The sequence below is a fragment of the Rhodococcus sp. NPDC080181 genome, assembly GCF_040702225.1.
GTDB lineage: Bacteria > Actinomycetota > Actinomycetes > Mycobacteriales > Mycobacteriaceae > Rhodococcoides > Rhodococcoides fascians.
The window spans coordinates 205,715-221,542 of sequence record NZ_JBFBKN010000006.1 but is presented as its reverse complement, the minus strand read 5'-3'; the positions used below and the strand labels follow the sequence as shown (position 1 = coordinate 221,542).

General features: G+C 65.2%; 13 protein-coding genes. 6 read left to right on the top strand and 7 right to left on the bottom strand.

The window, feature by feature from the left end; translation table 11 throughout:
• Nucleotides 1-37: 37 nt before the first annotated feature.
• Complete coding sequence (locus tag AB0O58_RS09950) at nucleotides 38-1,444, top strand: APC family permease (protein WP_222057345.1); 1,407 nt, start codon at nucleotides 38-40, stop codon at nucleotides 1,442-1,444.
• A gap of 5 nt (nucleotides 1,445-1,449) precedes the next feature.
• On the opposite strand, the gene AB0O58_RS09945 is transcribed toward AB0O58_RS09950, so the two are convergent.
• Complete coding sequence (locus AB0O58_RS09945) at nucleotides 1,450-2,880, bottom strand: NAD(P)/FAD-dependent oxidoreductase (protein ID WP_201009755.1); 1,431 nt, start codon at nucleotides 2,878-2,880, stop codon at nucleotides 1,450-1,452.
• Between the two features lie 29 nt (nucleotides 2,881-2,909).
• Between AB0O58_RS09945 and AB0O58_RS09940 the strand changes: the two genes are divergently transcribed.
• Complete coding sequence (locus AB0O58_RS09940) at nucleotides 2,910-3,668, top strand: SDR family oxidoreductase (protein ID WP_048319414.1); 759 nt, start codon at nucleotides 2,910-2,912, stop codon at nucleotides 3,666-3,668.
• Between the two features lie 32 nt (nucleotides 3,669-3,700).
• Here AB0O58_RS09940 and AB0O58_RS09935 read toward each other — a convergent pair whose 3' ends face one another.
• The 3 genes from AB0O58_RS09935 to AB0O58_RS09925 are packed head-to-tail and all read right to left on the bottom strand — an operon-like array spanning nucleotide 3,701 to nucleotide 5,980.
• On the bottom strand, nucleotides 3,701-3,946 hold the full coding sequence (locus AB0O58_RS09935) for a DUF2630 family protein (protein ID WP_027496002.1): 246 nt from the start codon (nucleotides 3,944-3,946) through the stop codon (nucleotides 3,701-3,703).
• A 16-nt stretch (nucleotides 3,947-3,962) separates the two neighbouring features.
• Complete coding sequence (locus AB0O58_RS09930) at nucleotides 3,963-5,219, bottom strand: hypothetical protein (protein ID WP_201009754.1); 1,257 nt, start codon at nucleotides 5,217-5,219, stop codon at nucleotides 3,963-3,965.
• Nucleotides 5,216-5,980 carry a crotonase/enoyl-CoA hydratase family protein gene (locus AB0O58_RS09925; RefSeq protein WP_094714937.1) on the bottom strand — a complete coding sequence of 255 codons (765 nt, stop codon included), beginning with the start codon at nucleotides 5,978-5,980 and terminating at the stop codon, nucleotides 5,216-5,218. The genes AB0O58_RS09930 and AB0O58_RS09925 overlap by 4 nt, the downstream gene beginning before the upstream one ends.
• A 60-nt stretch (nucleotides 5,981-6,040) precedes the next feature.
• On the opposite strand from AB0O58_RS09925, the gene AB0O58_RS09920 reads away from it, so the two are divergent.
• Nucleotides 6,041-6,643, top strand: a complete 603-nt coding sequence (locus tag AB0O58_RS09920) for a TetR/AcrR family transcriptional regulator (RefSeq protein ID WP_027496005.1) — start codon at nucleotides 6,041-6,043, stop codon at nucleotides 6,641-6,643.
• Nucleotides 6,630-8,246, top strand: coding sequence for an acyl-CoA dehydrogenase family protein (locus tag AB0O58_RS09915; RefSeq protein ID WP_366238153.1), 1,617 nt, complete (start codon nucleotides 6,630-6,632; stop codon nucleotides 8,244-8,246). The genes AB0O58_RS09920 and AB0O58_RS09915 overlap by 14 nt, the downstream gene beginning before the upstream one ends.
• Nucleotides 8,247-8,311: 65 nt before the next feature.
• Here the strand turns inward: AB0O58_RS09915 and AB0O58_RS09910 are convergent, their stop codons facing one another.
• A complete protein-coding gene (locus tag AB0O58_RS09910; protein ID WP_366238152.1) occupies nucleotides 8,312-9,280 on the bottom strand; it encodes a type IV toxin-antitoxin system AbiEi family antitoxin domain-containing protein in 969 nt (322 codons plus the stop codon).
• A gap of 138 nt (nucleotides 9,281-9,418) precedes the next feature.
• Nucleotides 9,419-11,068 carry a glucose-6-phosphate isomerase gene (gene pgi, locus AB0O58_RS09905; RefSeq protein WP_201009751.1) on the bottom strand — a complete coding sequence of 550 codons (1,650 nt, stop codon included), beginning with the start codon at nucleotides 11,066-11,068 and terminating at the stop codon, nucleotides 9,419-9,421.
• Nucleotides 11,069-11,151: 83 nt separating this feature from the next.
• Here pgi and AB0O58_RS09900 point away from each other — a divergent pair, with 83 nt between their 5' ends.
• Nucleotides 11,152-12,603: an NAD-dependent succinate-semialdehyde dehydrogenase gene (locus AB0O58_RS09900; protein ID WP_027496009.1), complete on the top strand. Its 1,452-nt coding sequence runs from the start codon at nucleotides 11,152-11,154 to the stop codon at nucleotides 12,601-12,603.
• 44 nt (nucleotides 12,604-12,647) lie between these two features.
• Here AB0O58_RS09900 and AB0O58_RS09895 read toward each other — a convergent pair whose 3' ends face one another.
• Nucleotides 12,648-12,938, bottom strand: coding sequence for a chorismate mutase (locus tag AB0O58_RS09895; protein ID WP_027496010.1), 291 nt, complete (start codon nucleotides 12,936-12,938; stop codon nucleotides 12,648-12,650).
• A gap of 328 nt (nucleotides 12,939-13,266) precedes the next feature.
• Between AB0O58_RS09895 and pcrA the strand changes: the two genes are divergently transcribed.
• Nucleotides 13,267-15,756 (top strand): DNA helicase PcrA, encoded by a 2,490-nt coding sequence (gene pcrA / locus AB0O58_RS09890; protein WP_032388643.1) that lies wholly within the window; start codon nucleotides 13,267-13,269, stop codon nucleotides 15,754-15,756.
• Nucleotides 15,757-15,828 lie beyond the last annotated feature (72 nt).

Here is a 15,828-nt window from a genome sequence, read left to right as displayed (position 1 = left end):
TCAGCATTGTGCTCCCAGTACGGGTAGCGTCCCAACGATGTCCGAGCGACGTACTCTGACCACCGGGCGAGTGGTATTTCTGGTGGTTGCTGCCGCAGCACCGATGGCGGCCATGATCGGTAATGTGCCACTGGCCTTGATTCGCGGAAACGGGGCGGGATTGCCTGCCGCGTACGCGATCAGTTCCGTTGTGCTGCTCTGCTTCTCGGTCGGGTTCGCGGCGATCGCGCAGCAGGTCTACAGTACCGGTGCGTTCTACACCTACATCGGTCTCGCGTTGGGTAAACCGCCCGGAATTGCTGCCGCGTATGTCGCAGTTGTCGCATATACGTCACTTGCGTGCGGGCTTTCGGGAGCATTCGGTTATTTCACCCATTTGGTCTTCGCCGATTCGGGCATCGATATTCCGTGGTACGTCTTCACCGGCGTTGCCGTGGTGGTCGTGGCAATTCTCGGGTTCAGAAATGCCGACCTCTCCGCCAAGGTCTTGGGGACACTGATGGTGCTCGAGTTCGCTTTTCTGGTGGTGTTCGACGGTTTGGTCGTCGGGCAGAAGGGTGCTGCCGCAGTGCCACTGGAGTCGTTCACACCCACTCAGGTGTTCTCCGGTTCGCTCGGTATTGCCATGATGTTCGCCTTCTCGAGCTTCATCGGGTTCGAATCCGCAGCGTTGTACGGGGAGGAGACCAAGGACCCGCGGCGGAGCATCCCGCGTGCGACGTTCATTGCGGTGTCGATCATCGCGGTCTTCTACGTCACGACGAGCTGGATCGTCGTCGGTGCGGCAGGCGGTGTCGACGCTCCGGCGCTGGCCCAGACCGAACTGGGCAACCTACTGTTCACGCTGGCGCGTGAGTACGGCGGAACCGTGCTGTACGACGGCACCGCAGTGCTGCTGTGCACCAGCGTGCTCGCGTCGTATCTGGCAGTGCACAACGCCGCCAGTCGTTATCTGTTCGCGCTGGGGCGTGAGCGGGTACTTCCGGTGTGGCTCGGCCGAATTCACCCGCGGCACGCGAGCCCCCATATCGGGAGCATCACCGCATCGGTGGTGGCAGCGGTATCGCTGACGGGCTTCGCGGTGGCCGGTGCCGACCCCTACCTGAGTTATGCGGCCGGTGCCATCGGCCTCGGCACTCTGGGTGTCATTGCGCTGCAGGCCGCCGCGGCACTGTCGGTGGTCGTGTTCTTCATCGGCCATCCCGATCGATCCGTGTGGCGCACCGCGATTGCCCCGGGCATCGGATTTCTCGGGTTCACGACCGGATTGATTCTCGCCGGAACGCATTACAGCGTGCTCACCGGATCCGATTCTGCCGTCGTCAACGCGGTACCGGTCGTGCTCATCTTCGCAGCGATCCTCGGAGTCCTGGTGGCTCTACGCCTGAGGCGAACCGACCCGACAACTTACGCCGGCATAGCTGCGGCATATGCGCGGAGCTGAACCTGTCACCGGCGCGATTCGAGTAGTCGGAGCCAGATTTCGCTGACCGTCGGATACGACGGCACCGCATGCCACAGATCGTCGAGCGATACCTTCCCGACCACGGCAACGGTGGCCGCGTGTACCAACTCGGCCACACCCGGACCGACGAAGGTCGCCCCGACGAGAGTGTCGGTGGCCCTGTCGATCACCAACTGCGCACGACCCGAATAGTCGTCCTGCTGTAGGGAGGAACCCGCGACGGCGATGTCCTGGGCCGCGATCTCGACGTCGATACCGGCTTCGCGCGCCTTGGCCTCGGTGAGCCCGACCGAGGCGACCTCGAGGGGCGTGAACACGACCTGGGGAATCTGTCCGTGGTCGGCGGTGGCGCGAAACTTTCTGTGATCGAGCGGCTTTCCCTCGGCCCGGGCGGCGATGACGTCACCGGCCACCCGTCCCTGATACTTGCCCATGTGCGTCAACGGTGCCCGGCCGTTGAGATCGCCGACGGCATAGAGCCAGTCGTGGTCCCCCACAGTGAGGTGGTCGTCGACGTCGACGTATCTGCCGTCGGGAAGACCGACGGTGGACAGTCCCAGATCCGAGCTCGCCGGGGAGCGGCCCGCCGCGACCAGCACCTCGTCCACGACGAGGTCCTCGCCGCCGACCGTGAGAGTGACCGGACCACCGTGGATTCGGCCGACGCCGGTGTCGGCGGGATCTTGTCGCGACACAGCCGTCAGGGACGCGTCGAGCATGATCGTTGCGCCGCGTTGTTTCAGTGCATCGGCGACGAGCTGCCCGGCGAACGGCTCGGAGCCGGCCAGCAGGGACGAGCCGCGCACGATCATCGTGACTTTCGCCCCCAGGGACAGCAGCCACGTCGCTGCCTCGCTCGCCACGACACCGCCGCCGATGATGGCCACGTGGCCGGGGGTCTCGTGAATGTTCGTGGCGTCGCGGGAGATCCACGGTCGGGCGTCGCGAAGGCCAGGCGTGTTCGGTACCGACGCGGTGGTGCCGGTGGCCAGAACCACTGCGTGCCGGGCCGTGAGCGTTCTGCCGTCGACCTCGACGGTCTTGACCCCGCTGAGCCGTCCGTGGCCCCGGATCACCGAGATGCCCGCGGACTCGGCCCACGACACCTGCGACGAGTCGTCGAGGCCGTGAGTGAAGGATTCGCGTCGGGCCAATACGGCGTCGGCGTCGAGGGGCTGATCGCCGACCAGTTCTTTCACACCCGGCATGTTTCGGGCGGTATCGAGCACCTCGCTCGGCCGCAGGAGCGCCTTGCTGGGCATGCATGCCCAGTACGAGCATTCGCCGCCGACGAGTTCGTGTTCGACGATGGCGGCGGTGCGGCTGCTGCCTTGTATCGCGTACTGCGCGGCATTCTCACCGACGGGTCCTCCGCCGATGACGATCACATCGAATTCCGAGCTCTCTGGGGCCATTGCTCCACAGTGACATAGGCTCCCCGCTTATGGCGACCACTCGGAGCAAGATTCTGATCACCGGCGCGAGTTCAGGACTCGGTGAGGAGATGGCGCGCCGCTTCGCGGCCATGGGCCGGGATCTCGCTCTCTGTGCGCGACGGGTCGAGCGGCTCGACGAGCTTCGTTCCGAACTGATGACGCAGCATCCCGGGATCACCGTGGCGGTACGCGCCCTCGACGTCACCGATCACGATGCCGTGGTGACGGTGTTCGGCGAACTGCGCGACGAGTTGGGCGGCCTGGATCGAGTTGTCGTCAATGCCGGACTCGGCAAGGGTGCGAAGATCGGATCCGGTCGCTCGGACGCCAATCTGCAGACCGCGCGCACCAATTTCGTCGGTGCGCTGTCGCAGGCCGAGGCTGCGTTGGCGATATTCCGGGCCCAGAAGCACGGGCACCTGGTGTTCGTCTCGTCCATCAGCGCCGATCGGGGTCTGCCCGGTGCCAAGGCGACCTACTCGGCCAGCAAAGCGGCGGTGGCCTCTCTGGGCGAATCGTTGGCCACCGAATTGGCTCGCACCGACATCGTCGTCACGACGCTTCTGCCGGGTTTCATCGCCACCGACATGTCGGCCGGCGCAGGCGACAGTGCTGCTCTCACAGCCACTCTGGACGAAGGCGTCACCGCGATGGTCCGGGCCATCGAGAGCGAAACGCGCCGCGCCGCGCTGCCCGGCCTGAAATGGCGAGGCATCGACGCGGCGCTGCGGTTCCTGCCGAACGTGCTGACGGATCGAATGGTCTGAGCGCAGGAGTGGAGCTTGGGGAATGACCGGAACTACTGCAGGTATCCCTCGACCTGGTTGACGCTGTTGGCCGTCGCGGAGTCGGGGTCCTTGCCTGCGTCGATGCGTGCGCGGCGCTGCCGGAGCAGGTCCCAGCACTGATCGAGAGCGTGTTCGAGTGACGCGAGCTGCGCCTTCTCGGTGTCGGGGTCGATCTCCCCGGCCTGGGTGTCGGTGCGCAGCTTGTGCTCGGTGGCGATCAGCTGCTGAATCTTGGTGTGGATATCGTGCTCGTTCATGGCTGCAACGGTAGACCTACCAGGGTGTACCGGCCAGGTTTCGCCGCGCCAGAGCGCGGTGCACCGCTGCGGTGAGCTCTGCCGCCGATCCGACCAGCGCGTCGTCGGTGCACACCAGGGAGAGTGTGTAGCGCCCGTCCATCCGGGACAGGTAGGTCGACAGCCTGATCGTCGACAGCGGGATCGGTCCCGTCGGTGCGGGGTGGATCGCGCGGGTGGCCAGACCGCAGGATCGATGCGGCCCGAGGGTCGTCAGCGCATGCGGAATGTCGCCGATGTTGGAGCACAACACTTCTCCGCGCCCCGGCGTCGAGGTCAACTTCGCCGCAAGGCGGTGGGGGAGCAGTTGGACAACCTCGGGTGGGTACCCCGCGGGCGCTCCGACGGGCGCGGCGAAGGCAGCTTTGCACGCCGCGCGCACTGCCGCCGGTGAGTCGTCTCCGCGAACGTCGACGGTGGCCATCCCGATCGAGTTCGCGTCGCCGGATCCGGTGCGGAAGGGGATGTCGACGGTCACCGTGGGTGAGCCGAGTTCTGCCATGGTCGCGGCGACGACGCACACGAACAACGAATTGGGTGAGCCACCACCGAGCTCGGCAGCCGAATCCCACTGCGCTGCATCGACGTCCACGACCACCGAGAAGGCCCGTCGAACACGTTGGGGGCGTGTGCGATTCGAGTCGGATGCCGTGAACGCGCGCAGCTCGGCCCGAGCCTTCGCGCTCACCCACAGTCGAGCGGTCGCGACGATCGACCGCACGAGCACGGTGACGATCATGCGCAGAGCGTCCGCTGCGTCGGAACCGGGGGAGGCGATCGGTTCGGTTTCTACCGAGCCCGAAAACGACTGTGCGGCAGCGTCGATGAGCCCACGGGCATCGGCGAGCGCATGCGAGCACACCAGCGATACGACGGTACCGCCGCCGGTCAGCGGAGCTGCCGTCAACCGCCAGCCCGGTCCGTATTGCGGATCCAACTGCACATCGGCCTGGTGGTCGGCCCACTCGATGGCGTCGTCGACCGGCTCGGAGGCGACCGTCAGCGGCAGCGAGGTGGAACAGACGTCCCATCGGAGCCTGGCACCGGGGATGCGAGGCACGCCGACCTGTCGACCCAGCTGCCCACGTTCGAGCGCAGCGTGTACCCGATCGAGTTCGTCCTGGGTCACCGACTCGGCAGTACGCCAAATACCCTGCAGTGCAATCGGTGTGCCGTACCCGCGGTGTGTGCGGAGAAAGATTTCGTCGATCACCGACAGGCGGGTCGAGGTCACGGACTGGGGGTACCGTGTCGCCCCGCGCCCGAGGCGAACCGACTCGCTCCGGTGAGCGCGTCGGCGGTGATCGAGATGGCACCGTGCCGAAACTCGTTCTTCAGCGCGGCTTCCTCGTCGAGGCCGTCCTGCTCGAGGACGGACAGTCGATCCTCGCGCATGCAGGTCTGGGGCAGCAATGCCAGTTCGGCGGCCAATGCCTCGGCCTCGGATCGGGCACGGCCGACCGGAACCACCCGGGTAACCAATCCGATGTCCAACGCCTCCTGGGCGGCCACGGCACGACCGGTGAGAATCATGTCCATCGCTCGTCCGGTACCGATGATGCGCGGCAATCGCACTGTGCCGCCGTCGATCAGAGGCACGCCCCAGCGCCGACAGAACACGCCGAACGTGGCGTCGTCCTCCGCGATGCGTAGGTCGCACCACAGGGCGAGTTCGAGCCCGCCCGCGACGGCGTATCCCGACACCGCGGCGATGACCGGCTTGGACAACCGCATTCGCGTCGGGCCCATCGGACCGTCGCCGTGTTCGGTCGCGTGGTTCGACCTGGGTGTGCCGAGCGCCTTCAGATCGGCACCCGAGCAGAAGGTTCCTCCTTCGCCCCACAACACGGCAACCGACGCGGATTCGTCGGCATCGAATTCCTCGAAGGCCTGGGTGAGTTCCTGAGCAGTGGGCCCGTCGACGGCGTTGCGTGCCTCCGGGCGTGAGAGGACCACGGTGGTGACGGGGCCTGATCGTTCGATCCGTACCGGCATGGTTACGAACCTACTCGAGTCCCCTTGCGTGAAGCACTGAATCAGTGCTTCAATCCTTCAATGCCCTACCGGCGAACACCCGCAGTGCAGGCCCGGCTCGATGCCGGCCGAACGAAACTGCTTGCTGCCGCCGTCGAGGTCCTGTCCACCAAGGGATACGCGGGCCTGTCGGTGGCCTCGGTCGCCGCGGCCGCAGGCGTGTCCGCGGGCAGCGTCTACACGCACTTCGACGGCAAGTCCGACCTGGTCGTCGAGATCTTCCGGCAGGTCTGCACCCGAGAAGTGGCTGCGGTGGTCGCCGTCGCCGCACACGGCAGCACATCCGAGCGAGTCGCCGCGGTGGTGCAGACCTTCGCCGGGCGGGCCCTGAAGAACCGCACGATGGCCTACGCGCTGCTCGCCGAACCGGTCGATCCAGCAGTGGACGCCGAGCGGTTGGTGTTCCGGCGCAAATTCACTGCTGCGTTCGCCGACGCGATTGTGGCAGGAATCGCGGCCGGGGAAATTCCCGATCAGGACGCGGCGATCTCGGCCGCCGGGCTCGTGGGTGCCGTCGGCGAAGTGCTGGTCGGTCCGTTGTCCTCGCACGAGTCCGTGGACGTGGTCCCCGGTCTCGTCGCTTATTCGTTGCGTGCGTTAGGAGTTCGAGATGAACACACATGAGGTCTTCAATCAGGCGACCGACCTGACGCCCTACGACGTGTCCGACGACGCCTCGCTGCTGGACGGTCTCGACCGAGCCGGCGGCGGCTGGGCGCGCGACGAGGTGCGTCAATTGGGCGCTCTCGCAGGCGGAGTCGAGGCCCAGGAGTGGGGCAGGCTCGCGAACGAGAACCCACCGGTGCTCAGAACACACGATCGGTACGGCCATCGCGTCGACGAGGTCGAATTCCACCCGCACTGGCATGATCTGATGACCGTCGCGGTGCAGCACGGACTGCACGCCAGCCCGTGGACGGACGACCGAGTGGGTGCGCACGTGGCCCGCGCCGCGAAATTCTATGTATGGGGACAGGCCGAAGCAGGCCACATGTGCCCGATCTCGATGACCTACGCCGTCGTACCGGCGTTGCGGCACAACCCCTCTCTCGCCGCGCAGTTCGAGCCTCTGCTCGCGTCCCGGGAGTACGACTTCGGGCTGCGCGAACCGTCGAGCAAACGCGGACTGATCGCCGGTATGTCGATGACGGAGAAGCAAGGCGGATCGGACGTTCGCGCCAACACCACCACGGCCACCCCGTCGTCGGACGGCACCTATTCGATCGTCGGCCACAAATGGTTCACCTCTGCGCCGATGTCGGACATGTTCCTCACCTTGGCCCAGGCACCGGGCGGGCTGTCGTGCTTCATGTTGCCGCGGGTGCTGCCCGACGGCACCCGTAACCGAATGATGTTGCAGCGCTTGAAGGACAAGCTCGGCAACAAGTCCAACGCCTCGGGAGAACTGGAGTACGACGGTGCGACCGGCTGGCTCGTCGGCGAGGAGGGCCGCGGGGTGCGCACCATCATCGAGATGGTGAACATGACCCGGCTGGACTGCGTCATCGGCTCTGCTGCCGGTATTCGCAACGCCACCGTCCGCGCGGTGCATCACGCACGTCACCGAGCTGCCTTCGGTGCGCAACTGATCGATCAGCCTCTGATGCGAAACGTGTTGGCAGACTTGACCCTCGAATCCGAGGCCGCCACCGCCGCCATGATTCGCCTGGCGCAGGCCACCGACGGTTCCGCCCGCGGCGACGAGCAGGAGAGCGCGCTACGCCGAATTGCGTTGGCCATCACCAAGTACTGGGTGTGCAAACGCGCACCGGCCCACGCGGCCGAAGCACTCGAATGCCTGGGCGGCAACGGTTATGTCGAAGAATCGGGCATGCCTCGGTTGTTCCGCGAATCGCCATTGATGTCGATCTGGGAAGGGTCGGGCAACGTCGCCGCACTCGATTCCCTCCGCGCACTGGCCCGTCAACCCGACAGTGTCGAGGCCTTCTTCGGTGAGATCGGCAAGGCGTCGGGTGTGGACTCTCGACTGGACGACGCCATCGCCCGCGTCGGGAAAGAACTCTCCGACACCTCCAACATGGAATACCGCGCCCGCCGCGTCGTCGAACTGATGGCATTGACCTTCCAAGGTGCGCAGCTGGTGATGAACGGAAACCCCGCAGTGGCCGACGCCTTCTGCGCGAGCCGACTCGACCGAGACTGGGGCATTGCCTTCGGCACCCTGCCCGTCGGAGTCGATACGGCGGCTGTGTTGGGTCGGGTGTGACGATTTGGCTCGTGTCCTGCGGATCAGCTCCCCACATTCGTAAATGTGACGCCGATCGGAGTCAGTTATCCGAAACTGGGGAGCTGATCCGCCGCCATCCTCTGGTCGCCGAACCATCCGCTGGGTGCCGGTAGCGCAGCTGCGCGGGCGAAGGCCTGCTCGAAGCGGCGAAGCAGTGCTCGGGGATCGTCGAGTTCTCGCCAGTTCCACCGCACGATGACCCAACCCAGTTCGCGAAGTCGGTCCTCGCGATACTTCTCATCCAGCAGAACGCGTTTCGAGTCGTACTTCGATTCACCGTCGAATTCGCCGATGACACCCAGCTCCCAGAACAGGAAGTCGACTCTTCCCACGAAGCGGCCGGCTCCGTCGTGCACCCATTGGTTGAGCAGAGGTGTGGGGAGCGGGAGGGTTTCGAACAGCACTCGGCTGCGCGATTCGCCGACGCTCTCACTGCGCCCGTTCATAAGAGACACCGCGCGTCGGGCGGCCGCGATGCCGGTTCGGAATCGGGCGGATTCGACCGCGTGGGCCAGCGTGTCCGAGTCCGTGTGGACGGATCTCAGTGCACTGTCGCCGACGCATACCGATCGATCCACACTGCTGGTTCGAGCGATGTCCACGACCGTTCGAGCCGCGGTGGTGACCGGGTAGCCGTTGATGGTTGTGCGTTCGGCGGGGTTCAATGTAGTCCCGTGGAGAATTCGGAGCGGGCGACGCTTGCTCGCGTAATCGAGACCGTGTGTCATGTGCACCTTGTCGAGCGGCAGCTGCCAGACGTCGAAGCCCCAGGCGATGGCCGCCGAGACGTGGCTGAGCACTTCGTCCGCCGGTGCGGACATCAGATACGACCGCGCCAGCAGGAAATGACGTTCGGTCGGGCTGGCCTCGTCCATCAGCGTGGTAGGCACATAGAAGCCCGGTCGCAGCACCGACAATTCACCGGCGCGGCGCAGCCTTTTAAGGTCGTCGTCGGTCAACCCGAAGGTAAGTGCGTCAGCTCTGGTGAACAGGTCGGTGTGAGGTAGGTCCATGGATGCTTGGACGCGCCGACCGTCGATTCGGATCCGTATGCAGCGAAAAAGCTCCCCAGTTTCGGATATCCGACGCCGATCGGAGGCATAAATCCGAAACTGGGGAGCTGATCTGCGTCCCGGCCGGCACCGACCGACCTACTTCGCGCGACCCCGCTGATCGCGGTACCAGCGCACCAGGGCGTCGGTGGATGAATCCGATTGCACGGCAGGGGCTTCGGCGTCGGTGAGTACCGGGGTCAGTTCGAGTGCCTGGGTCTTGCCGAGTTCGACGCCCCACTGGTCGTAGGAGTCGACGCCCCAGATGACGCCTTCGACGAAGACCTGGTGTTCGTACAGGGCGATCAATTGTCCGACGACGGACGGGGTGAGTTTGGGGGCGAGGATCGAGGTGGACGGTCGGTTGCCCGGCATCACCTTGTGCGGCACCACATCTTCCGGTGTGTCCTCGGCGGCGATCTCCTCGGCCGTCTTGCCGAAAGCGAGCACCTTGGTCTGGGCGAAGAAGTTGCTCATCAGCAGGTCGTGCATCGAGCCGCTGCCGTCGCGGGTGGGCAGATCGTCGGTGGGCTCGGCGAAGCCGATGAAGTCGGCGGGCACCAAACGTGTTCCCTGGTGCAGCAATTGGTAGAAGGCATGCTGTCCGTTGGTGCCCGGTTCGCCCCAGAAGATTTCGCCGGTGGAGGTGGTGACGGGTGAGCCGTCGGCCTTGACGGACTTGCCGTTGGACTCCATGGTCAGCTGCTGCAGGTAGGCCGCGAAACGGGAGAGGTCGTTCGAATACGGCAGCACTGCACGGGTTTCCGCGCCGAAGAAGTTGCTGTACCACAGGCCGATGAGGCCGAGCAGAACCGGTGCGTTCTCGGCGAGAGGCGTCAACCGGAAGTGCTCGTCGATCCGATGGAAACCGTCGAGGAATTCGGCGAACGCCTCTTTGCCGACGACGGCCATGACCGACAGTCCGATTGCCGAGTCCACGGAATAGCGTCCGCCCACCCAGTCCCAGAAGCCGAACATGTTGTCGGTGTCGATGCCGAAGTCCGCGACGCGTTCGGCGTTGGTGGACACGGCGACAAAGTGCTTGGCGACGGCGTCCTCACCGAGTGCGTCGACGAGCCATCGACGGGCCGCGGTGGCGTTGGTCAGCGTCTCGAGGGTGGAGAACGTCTTGGAGGCGATGATGAACAGCGTCGACGCCGGGTCGAGTCCGTCGAGTGCGCCGACCAGATCCGCGGGGTCGACGTTCGAGACGAACTTCGCCGAGATCCCCGCGTCGGCGTAGTGACGGAGTGCGTTGTAGACCATGACCGGGCCCAGATCGGATCCACCGATACCGATGTTGACGACGGTGGAGATCTTCTCGCCGGTGGCACCGACCCATTCGCCCGAACGCACGCGATCGGTGAATTCGCCCATGGCCGTGAGGACTTCGTGTACATCGGCGACGACGTCCTGGCCGTCGACGGTCAACGACGCGTCGGCGGGAAGGCGCAGCGCGGTGTGCAGAACAGCGCGATCCTCGGAGGTGTTGATGTGTTCGCCTGCGAACATGGCGTCGCGCTTGCCTTCGACGTCTGCGGTGCGGGCCAGTTCGATCAGCAGGGCGAGAGTCTCGCTGGTGACGCGGTGCTTGCTGTAGTCGATGTGAAGATCCGCGGCGGCGAGGGTGAAGGTGCGCCCTCGGTCGGCGTCATCGGCGAACAGAGTTCGGAGATGAGTATCGGCAATCTCGGAGTGGTGATCGGTCAGTTTCTGCCAGGCATCCGTGCCGGTGATATCGACGCTCATACGATCCAACAGTAATGCGGGCCGGTGCCGCGCGCGCGTCGTTTGTCGTTTGCGACGGGCACTGCGGAGGCATCATGGACGGTATGGACCAACGTGCATTGATCGAATCGATTCCGGCAAAACTGTGGATCGGCGGCAAGGCCGTCGACGCCGAGGGCGGTAAGACGTTCCCGGTGAACGATCCCGCTACAGGTAAGCCGTTGACCGACGTGGCCGACGCATCCCCGGCCGACGCGATGAAGGCCCTCGACGCGGCTGCTGCGGCGCAGAAGAGCTGGGCGGCAACACCTGCCCGCGAACGCAGTGAAATTCTTCGAGCGGCGTTCGAGAAGGTCACCGAACGTGCCGACGACATCGCGCTGCTGATGACCCTGGAGATGGGCAAGGCCCTTGCAGAGTCGAAGGCCGAGGTGAAATACGGTGCGGAGTTCTTCCGGTGGTTCGCCGAGGAAGCGGTGCGCATCGGTGGTCGCTACACCCCGGCCCCGGCGGGCAACGGCCGCATTCTCGTGACCAAGGCTCCGGTCGGCCCGGTACTGGCGATCACCCCGTGGAATTTCCCGTTGGCGATGGGCACCAGGAAGATCGGCCCTGCCCTGGCCGCCGGCTGCACAATCGTGGTCAAGCCGGCACGAGAGACCCCGCTGACGATGCTGCTGCTCGCGCAGATCTTCGACGAGGTGGGTCTACCGGAGGGCGTGCTCTCGGTGCTGACGACCTCGAAGTCCGGCGACGTCACCGGGCCGCTGCTCGAAGACCCGAGGCTCCGCAAACTCACCTTCACCGGATCCACCGGCGTCGGCAAATCGCTAGTCGAGAAGTCCGCGACGAGGTTGCTGCGGACGTCGATGGAACTCGGTGGCAATGCCCCGTTCGTCGTGTTCGACGACGCGAACATCGACGACGCGGTGGACGGCGCGATGCTGGCGAAGATGCGCAACGGCGGCGAGGCCTGCACGGCGGCGAACCGTCTGCACGTGCACAACAGCGTGCGTGAGGAATTCACCACCAAGTTGGTGGCGAAGATGTCCGAGATGAAGCTCGGACCCGGCGTCGACCCCGACACCAAGCTCGGACCGCTGATCAACGCAGACCAGCTCGAGACCGTGCAGGAGCTCGTCGACGATGCAGTGGAGAAGGGTGCGACGGTAGCGCTCGGCGGTAGCGCACCGGGTGGCGACGGCTATTTCTACCCGGCGACCGTACTCACCGACATGCCGACGTCGGCCCGCATTCTGAAGGAAGAAGTGTTCGGCCCGGTGGCCCCGATCGTCGGATTCGACACCGAACAGGAAGGAATCGACGCAGCCAACGCCACCGAGTACGGATTAGCGTCGTACATCTACACCGAGAGCCTGGACCGTGCGCTACGGGTGGCCGACGCGATCGACAGCGGCATGGTGGGTGTCAACCGCGGAGTGATCTCGGACGCGGCAGCACCGTTCGGCGGAGTCAAAGAATCCGGATTCGGCCGTGAGGGCGGATCCGAGGGAATCGAGGAATACCTCGAGACCAAGTACATCGCTCTGAAGTAGAGCATCGGTTGGGCGTGCATCCTGCGCGCCCAACCGGGGTTCGGTCAGTGGCCGAGGCGACCGCGGCCGAGGCGCAGCAGGAGCATGGCCAGCGTGTGGCCTTCCTGACCGAGGCTGCTGAAGCGCTCGAGAACTTTCATCTCACGGCTGTGCACGAGGCGCGGGCCGCCGGACGCCATGCGGGTGCGTCCGATGATCTGCGAGACCTCGGAGCGACGCCGCACTGCCGCGAGGATCTCGGCGTCGAGACGGTCGATCTCCTGACGCAGGTCGTTGATCTCGGCTTCGCTGGAAGGCAATGCAGTCTCTGAATCGATCTTCGTCGTCATAGCCATCGTCTCTCCTCGGGTCACATCTTGGATCGTTGCGTCGTCCGGCACCGTTACGCCTTTCGTATTCGGAACTGCAGCGGCTGTCGGCTGGGTTTCGTCTCGAAGGACCGAGATCGACGAGATTCCCGCCGGGAAAGCTGGGGCGTTACGACTGTCGACAGGCTCCCGCTCGTCCGGCTGCGCAGTGGCCGATCCGACGCAAGCGATGACGCACGACTTTTTCGATCACCGATCCAGTGTGCCACGGGGTAACCGTCCTGAAAAGTCGGAGATGACGCCGACGACCACGGGATGTGGGTTTGTCGGTACGCGCCGGTAGCCTGGCCAGACGATGAACACATTCCTCCAGGGCCTCGAGTCCCGTAAGAACACCTCGTCCGACGCACTGCTGGAGGGGCTCAATCCTCAGCAGCGTGAGGCCGTCGTGCACACGGGATCGCCGCTGCTCATCGTGGCCGGTGCAGGCTCGGGCAAGACAGCGGTGCTGACGCGTCGCATCGCGTATCTGCTCGCGGAGCGGGGGGTGTCGCCGGGGCAGGTCCTGGCGATCACGTTCACCAACAAGGCCGCCGCGGAGATGCGCGAGCGAGTGGCAGGTCTGGTGGGGCCGCGGGCGAACGCCATGTGGGTGTCGACGTTCCACTCCAGCTGCGTGCGCATCCTGCGCGCCCAGGCGGCATTGTTGCCGGGATTGAACTCCAACTTCTCGATCTACGACGCGGACGACTCACGCCGGCTGCTGACGATGATCTCCAAAGACCTGCAGATCGACACCAAGAAGTTCTCGGCTCGTCTGCTCTCGACGGCGATCTCCAACCTCAAGAACGAGCTGATCGGCCCGGACAAGGCCGCCGAGGACGCCGACGGCGACCCTGCCGAGCTGCCCCGACTCGTCGCGAAGGTCTACCGCATCTATCAGCAGCGTCTGCGCGCAGCCAACGCCATGGACTTCGACGACCTCATCGGCGAAACGGTGGGCATTCTGCAGGCCTTCCCGCAGGTGGCGCAGTACTACCGACGCCGGTTCCGGCACGTACTGGTCGACGAGTACCAGGACACCAACCACGCCCAGTACATGCTGGTTCGCGAACTCGTCGGCACGCCCGATGCAGACGGCGCGCTCGAGGGCACCGTCGCGCCGGGTGAACTCTGCGTGGTGGGTGACGCCGATCAGTCGATCTACGCATTCCGCGGCGCGACCATTCGCAACATCGAGGAGTTCGAGCGCGACTACCCCGACGCTCGCACCATTCTGCTCGAGCAGAACTACCGATCGACGCAGAACATTCTGTCGGCGGCCAATGCCGTCATCTCGCGCAACATCGGACGGCGCGAGAAGAAGTTGTGGACCGACACCGGTGAAGGCGAACTGATCGTCGGGTACGTCGCCGACAACGAGCACGACGAGGCGTCGTTCGTCGCGTCGGAAATCGATCGTCTCGTCGACAGCGGGGATGTGCGTTTCGACGAGGTGGCGGTGTTCTACCGGACCAACAACTCTTCGCGCGCGCTCGAAGAGATCTTCATTCGTCTCGGCCTGCCGTACAAGGTCGTCGGCGGCGTCCGGTTCTACGAGCGCAAGGAAGTCCGGGACCTCGTTGCGTACCTGCGCGTGCTGTCCAACGAAGACGACACCGTCAGCATGCGGCGCATCCTCAATACCCCCCGACGCGGCATCGGAGACCGCGCCGAGGCGTGTGTGGCCGTGCACGCCGAGCAACGCGACATCAGCTTCTCACGAGCGCTGCACGACGCGGCCGCGGGCAAGGTGGCGTTGCTCAACTCGCGGCAGCAGAAGTTGATCGCTCAGTTCATGGAGCTGCTCGACGAGTTGCGTGCCGTACTGACGGCCACCGACGGAGACGGCAACGACATCGCCGATATCGGCGACGTGGTCGAAGCAGTTCTGGACCGCACCGGCTATCGCGCCGAGCTCGAGGCCAGTAGCGACCCGCAGGACGGTGCTCGCCTGGACAACCTCAACGAATTGGTCAGCGTCGCACGGGAGTTCACGTCCGAGGCGCGTAACCAGGCCGCAGTGGCCGAAGAGGCGCTTGAGACAGGTGACGACCGAAACGACGACGACGGCGGGGTCGACGGTCTGGCCGAGCCGGGTTCGTTGGCCGCGTTCCTCGAACGGGTTTCTCTGGTTGCCGATACCGATCAGATCCCCGACTCGGGCACCGGCGTCGTGACGTTGATGACGCTGCACACCGCCAAAGGGCTGGAATTTCCGGTTGTCTTCGTCACCGGGTGGGAGGACGGCCAGTTCCCGCACATGCGTGCGCTCGGTGATCCGAACGAGCTGTCCGAGGAACGACGGCTGGCGTACGTGGGCATCACTCGCGCGCGGCAACGGCTCTATCTCACGCGCGCGATCATGAGGTCGGCGTGGGGTCAGCCCATCGCCAACCCGGAATCACGCTTCCTGCAAGAGGTTCCGCAACATCTGATCGACTGGCGTCGCGAAGACCCGGGCACCGGCGGCGGCCGCGCAATCGGCGGCGGTAGATCCGGCAGCTACGGATCGAACAGTTACGGCTCGGGCGGCGGTTACGGCTCGGGCAACTACGGCTCCGGTAGCTACGGCGGGTCGTCGAGTCGTGGCCAGAGTTCGTCTCCGAGCTTCGGTGCCGCGAAGGGCCGAAACTCCAATCTGGTTCTGGCTGTGGGTGATCGAGTCAGCCACGACAAGTATGGACTGGGTACGGTGCTCGAATCCACCGGTGCCGGAGTCAAGGCGATGGTCCTGATCGATTTCGGCTCGGCAGGTCGCGTCAAGATGATGCTCATCGGCGGCGTCCCGATGACCAAGCTGTAGAAGTCCCGACAACGCGAAAGCCGGGCCCTGCGAAAGCGGGGTCCGGCTTTGTTGTGAAGCGGTGGAGAAGGA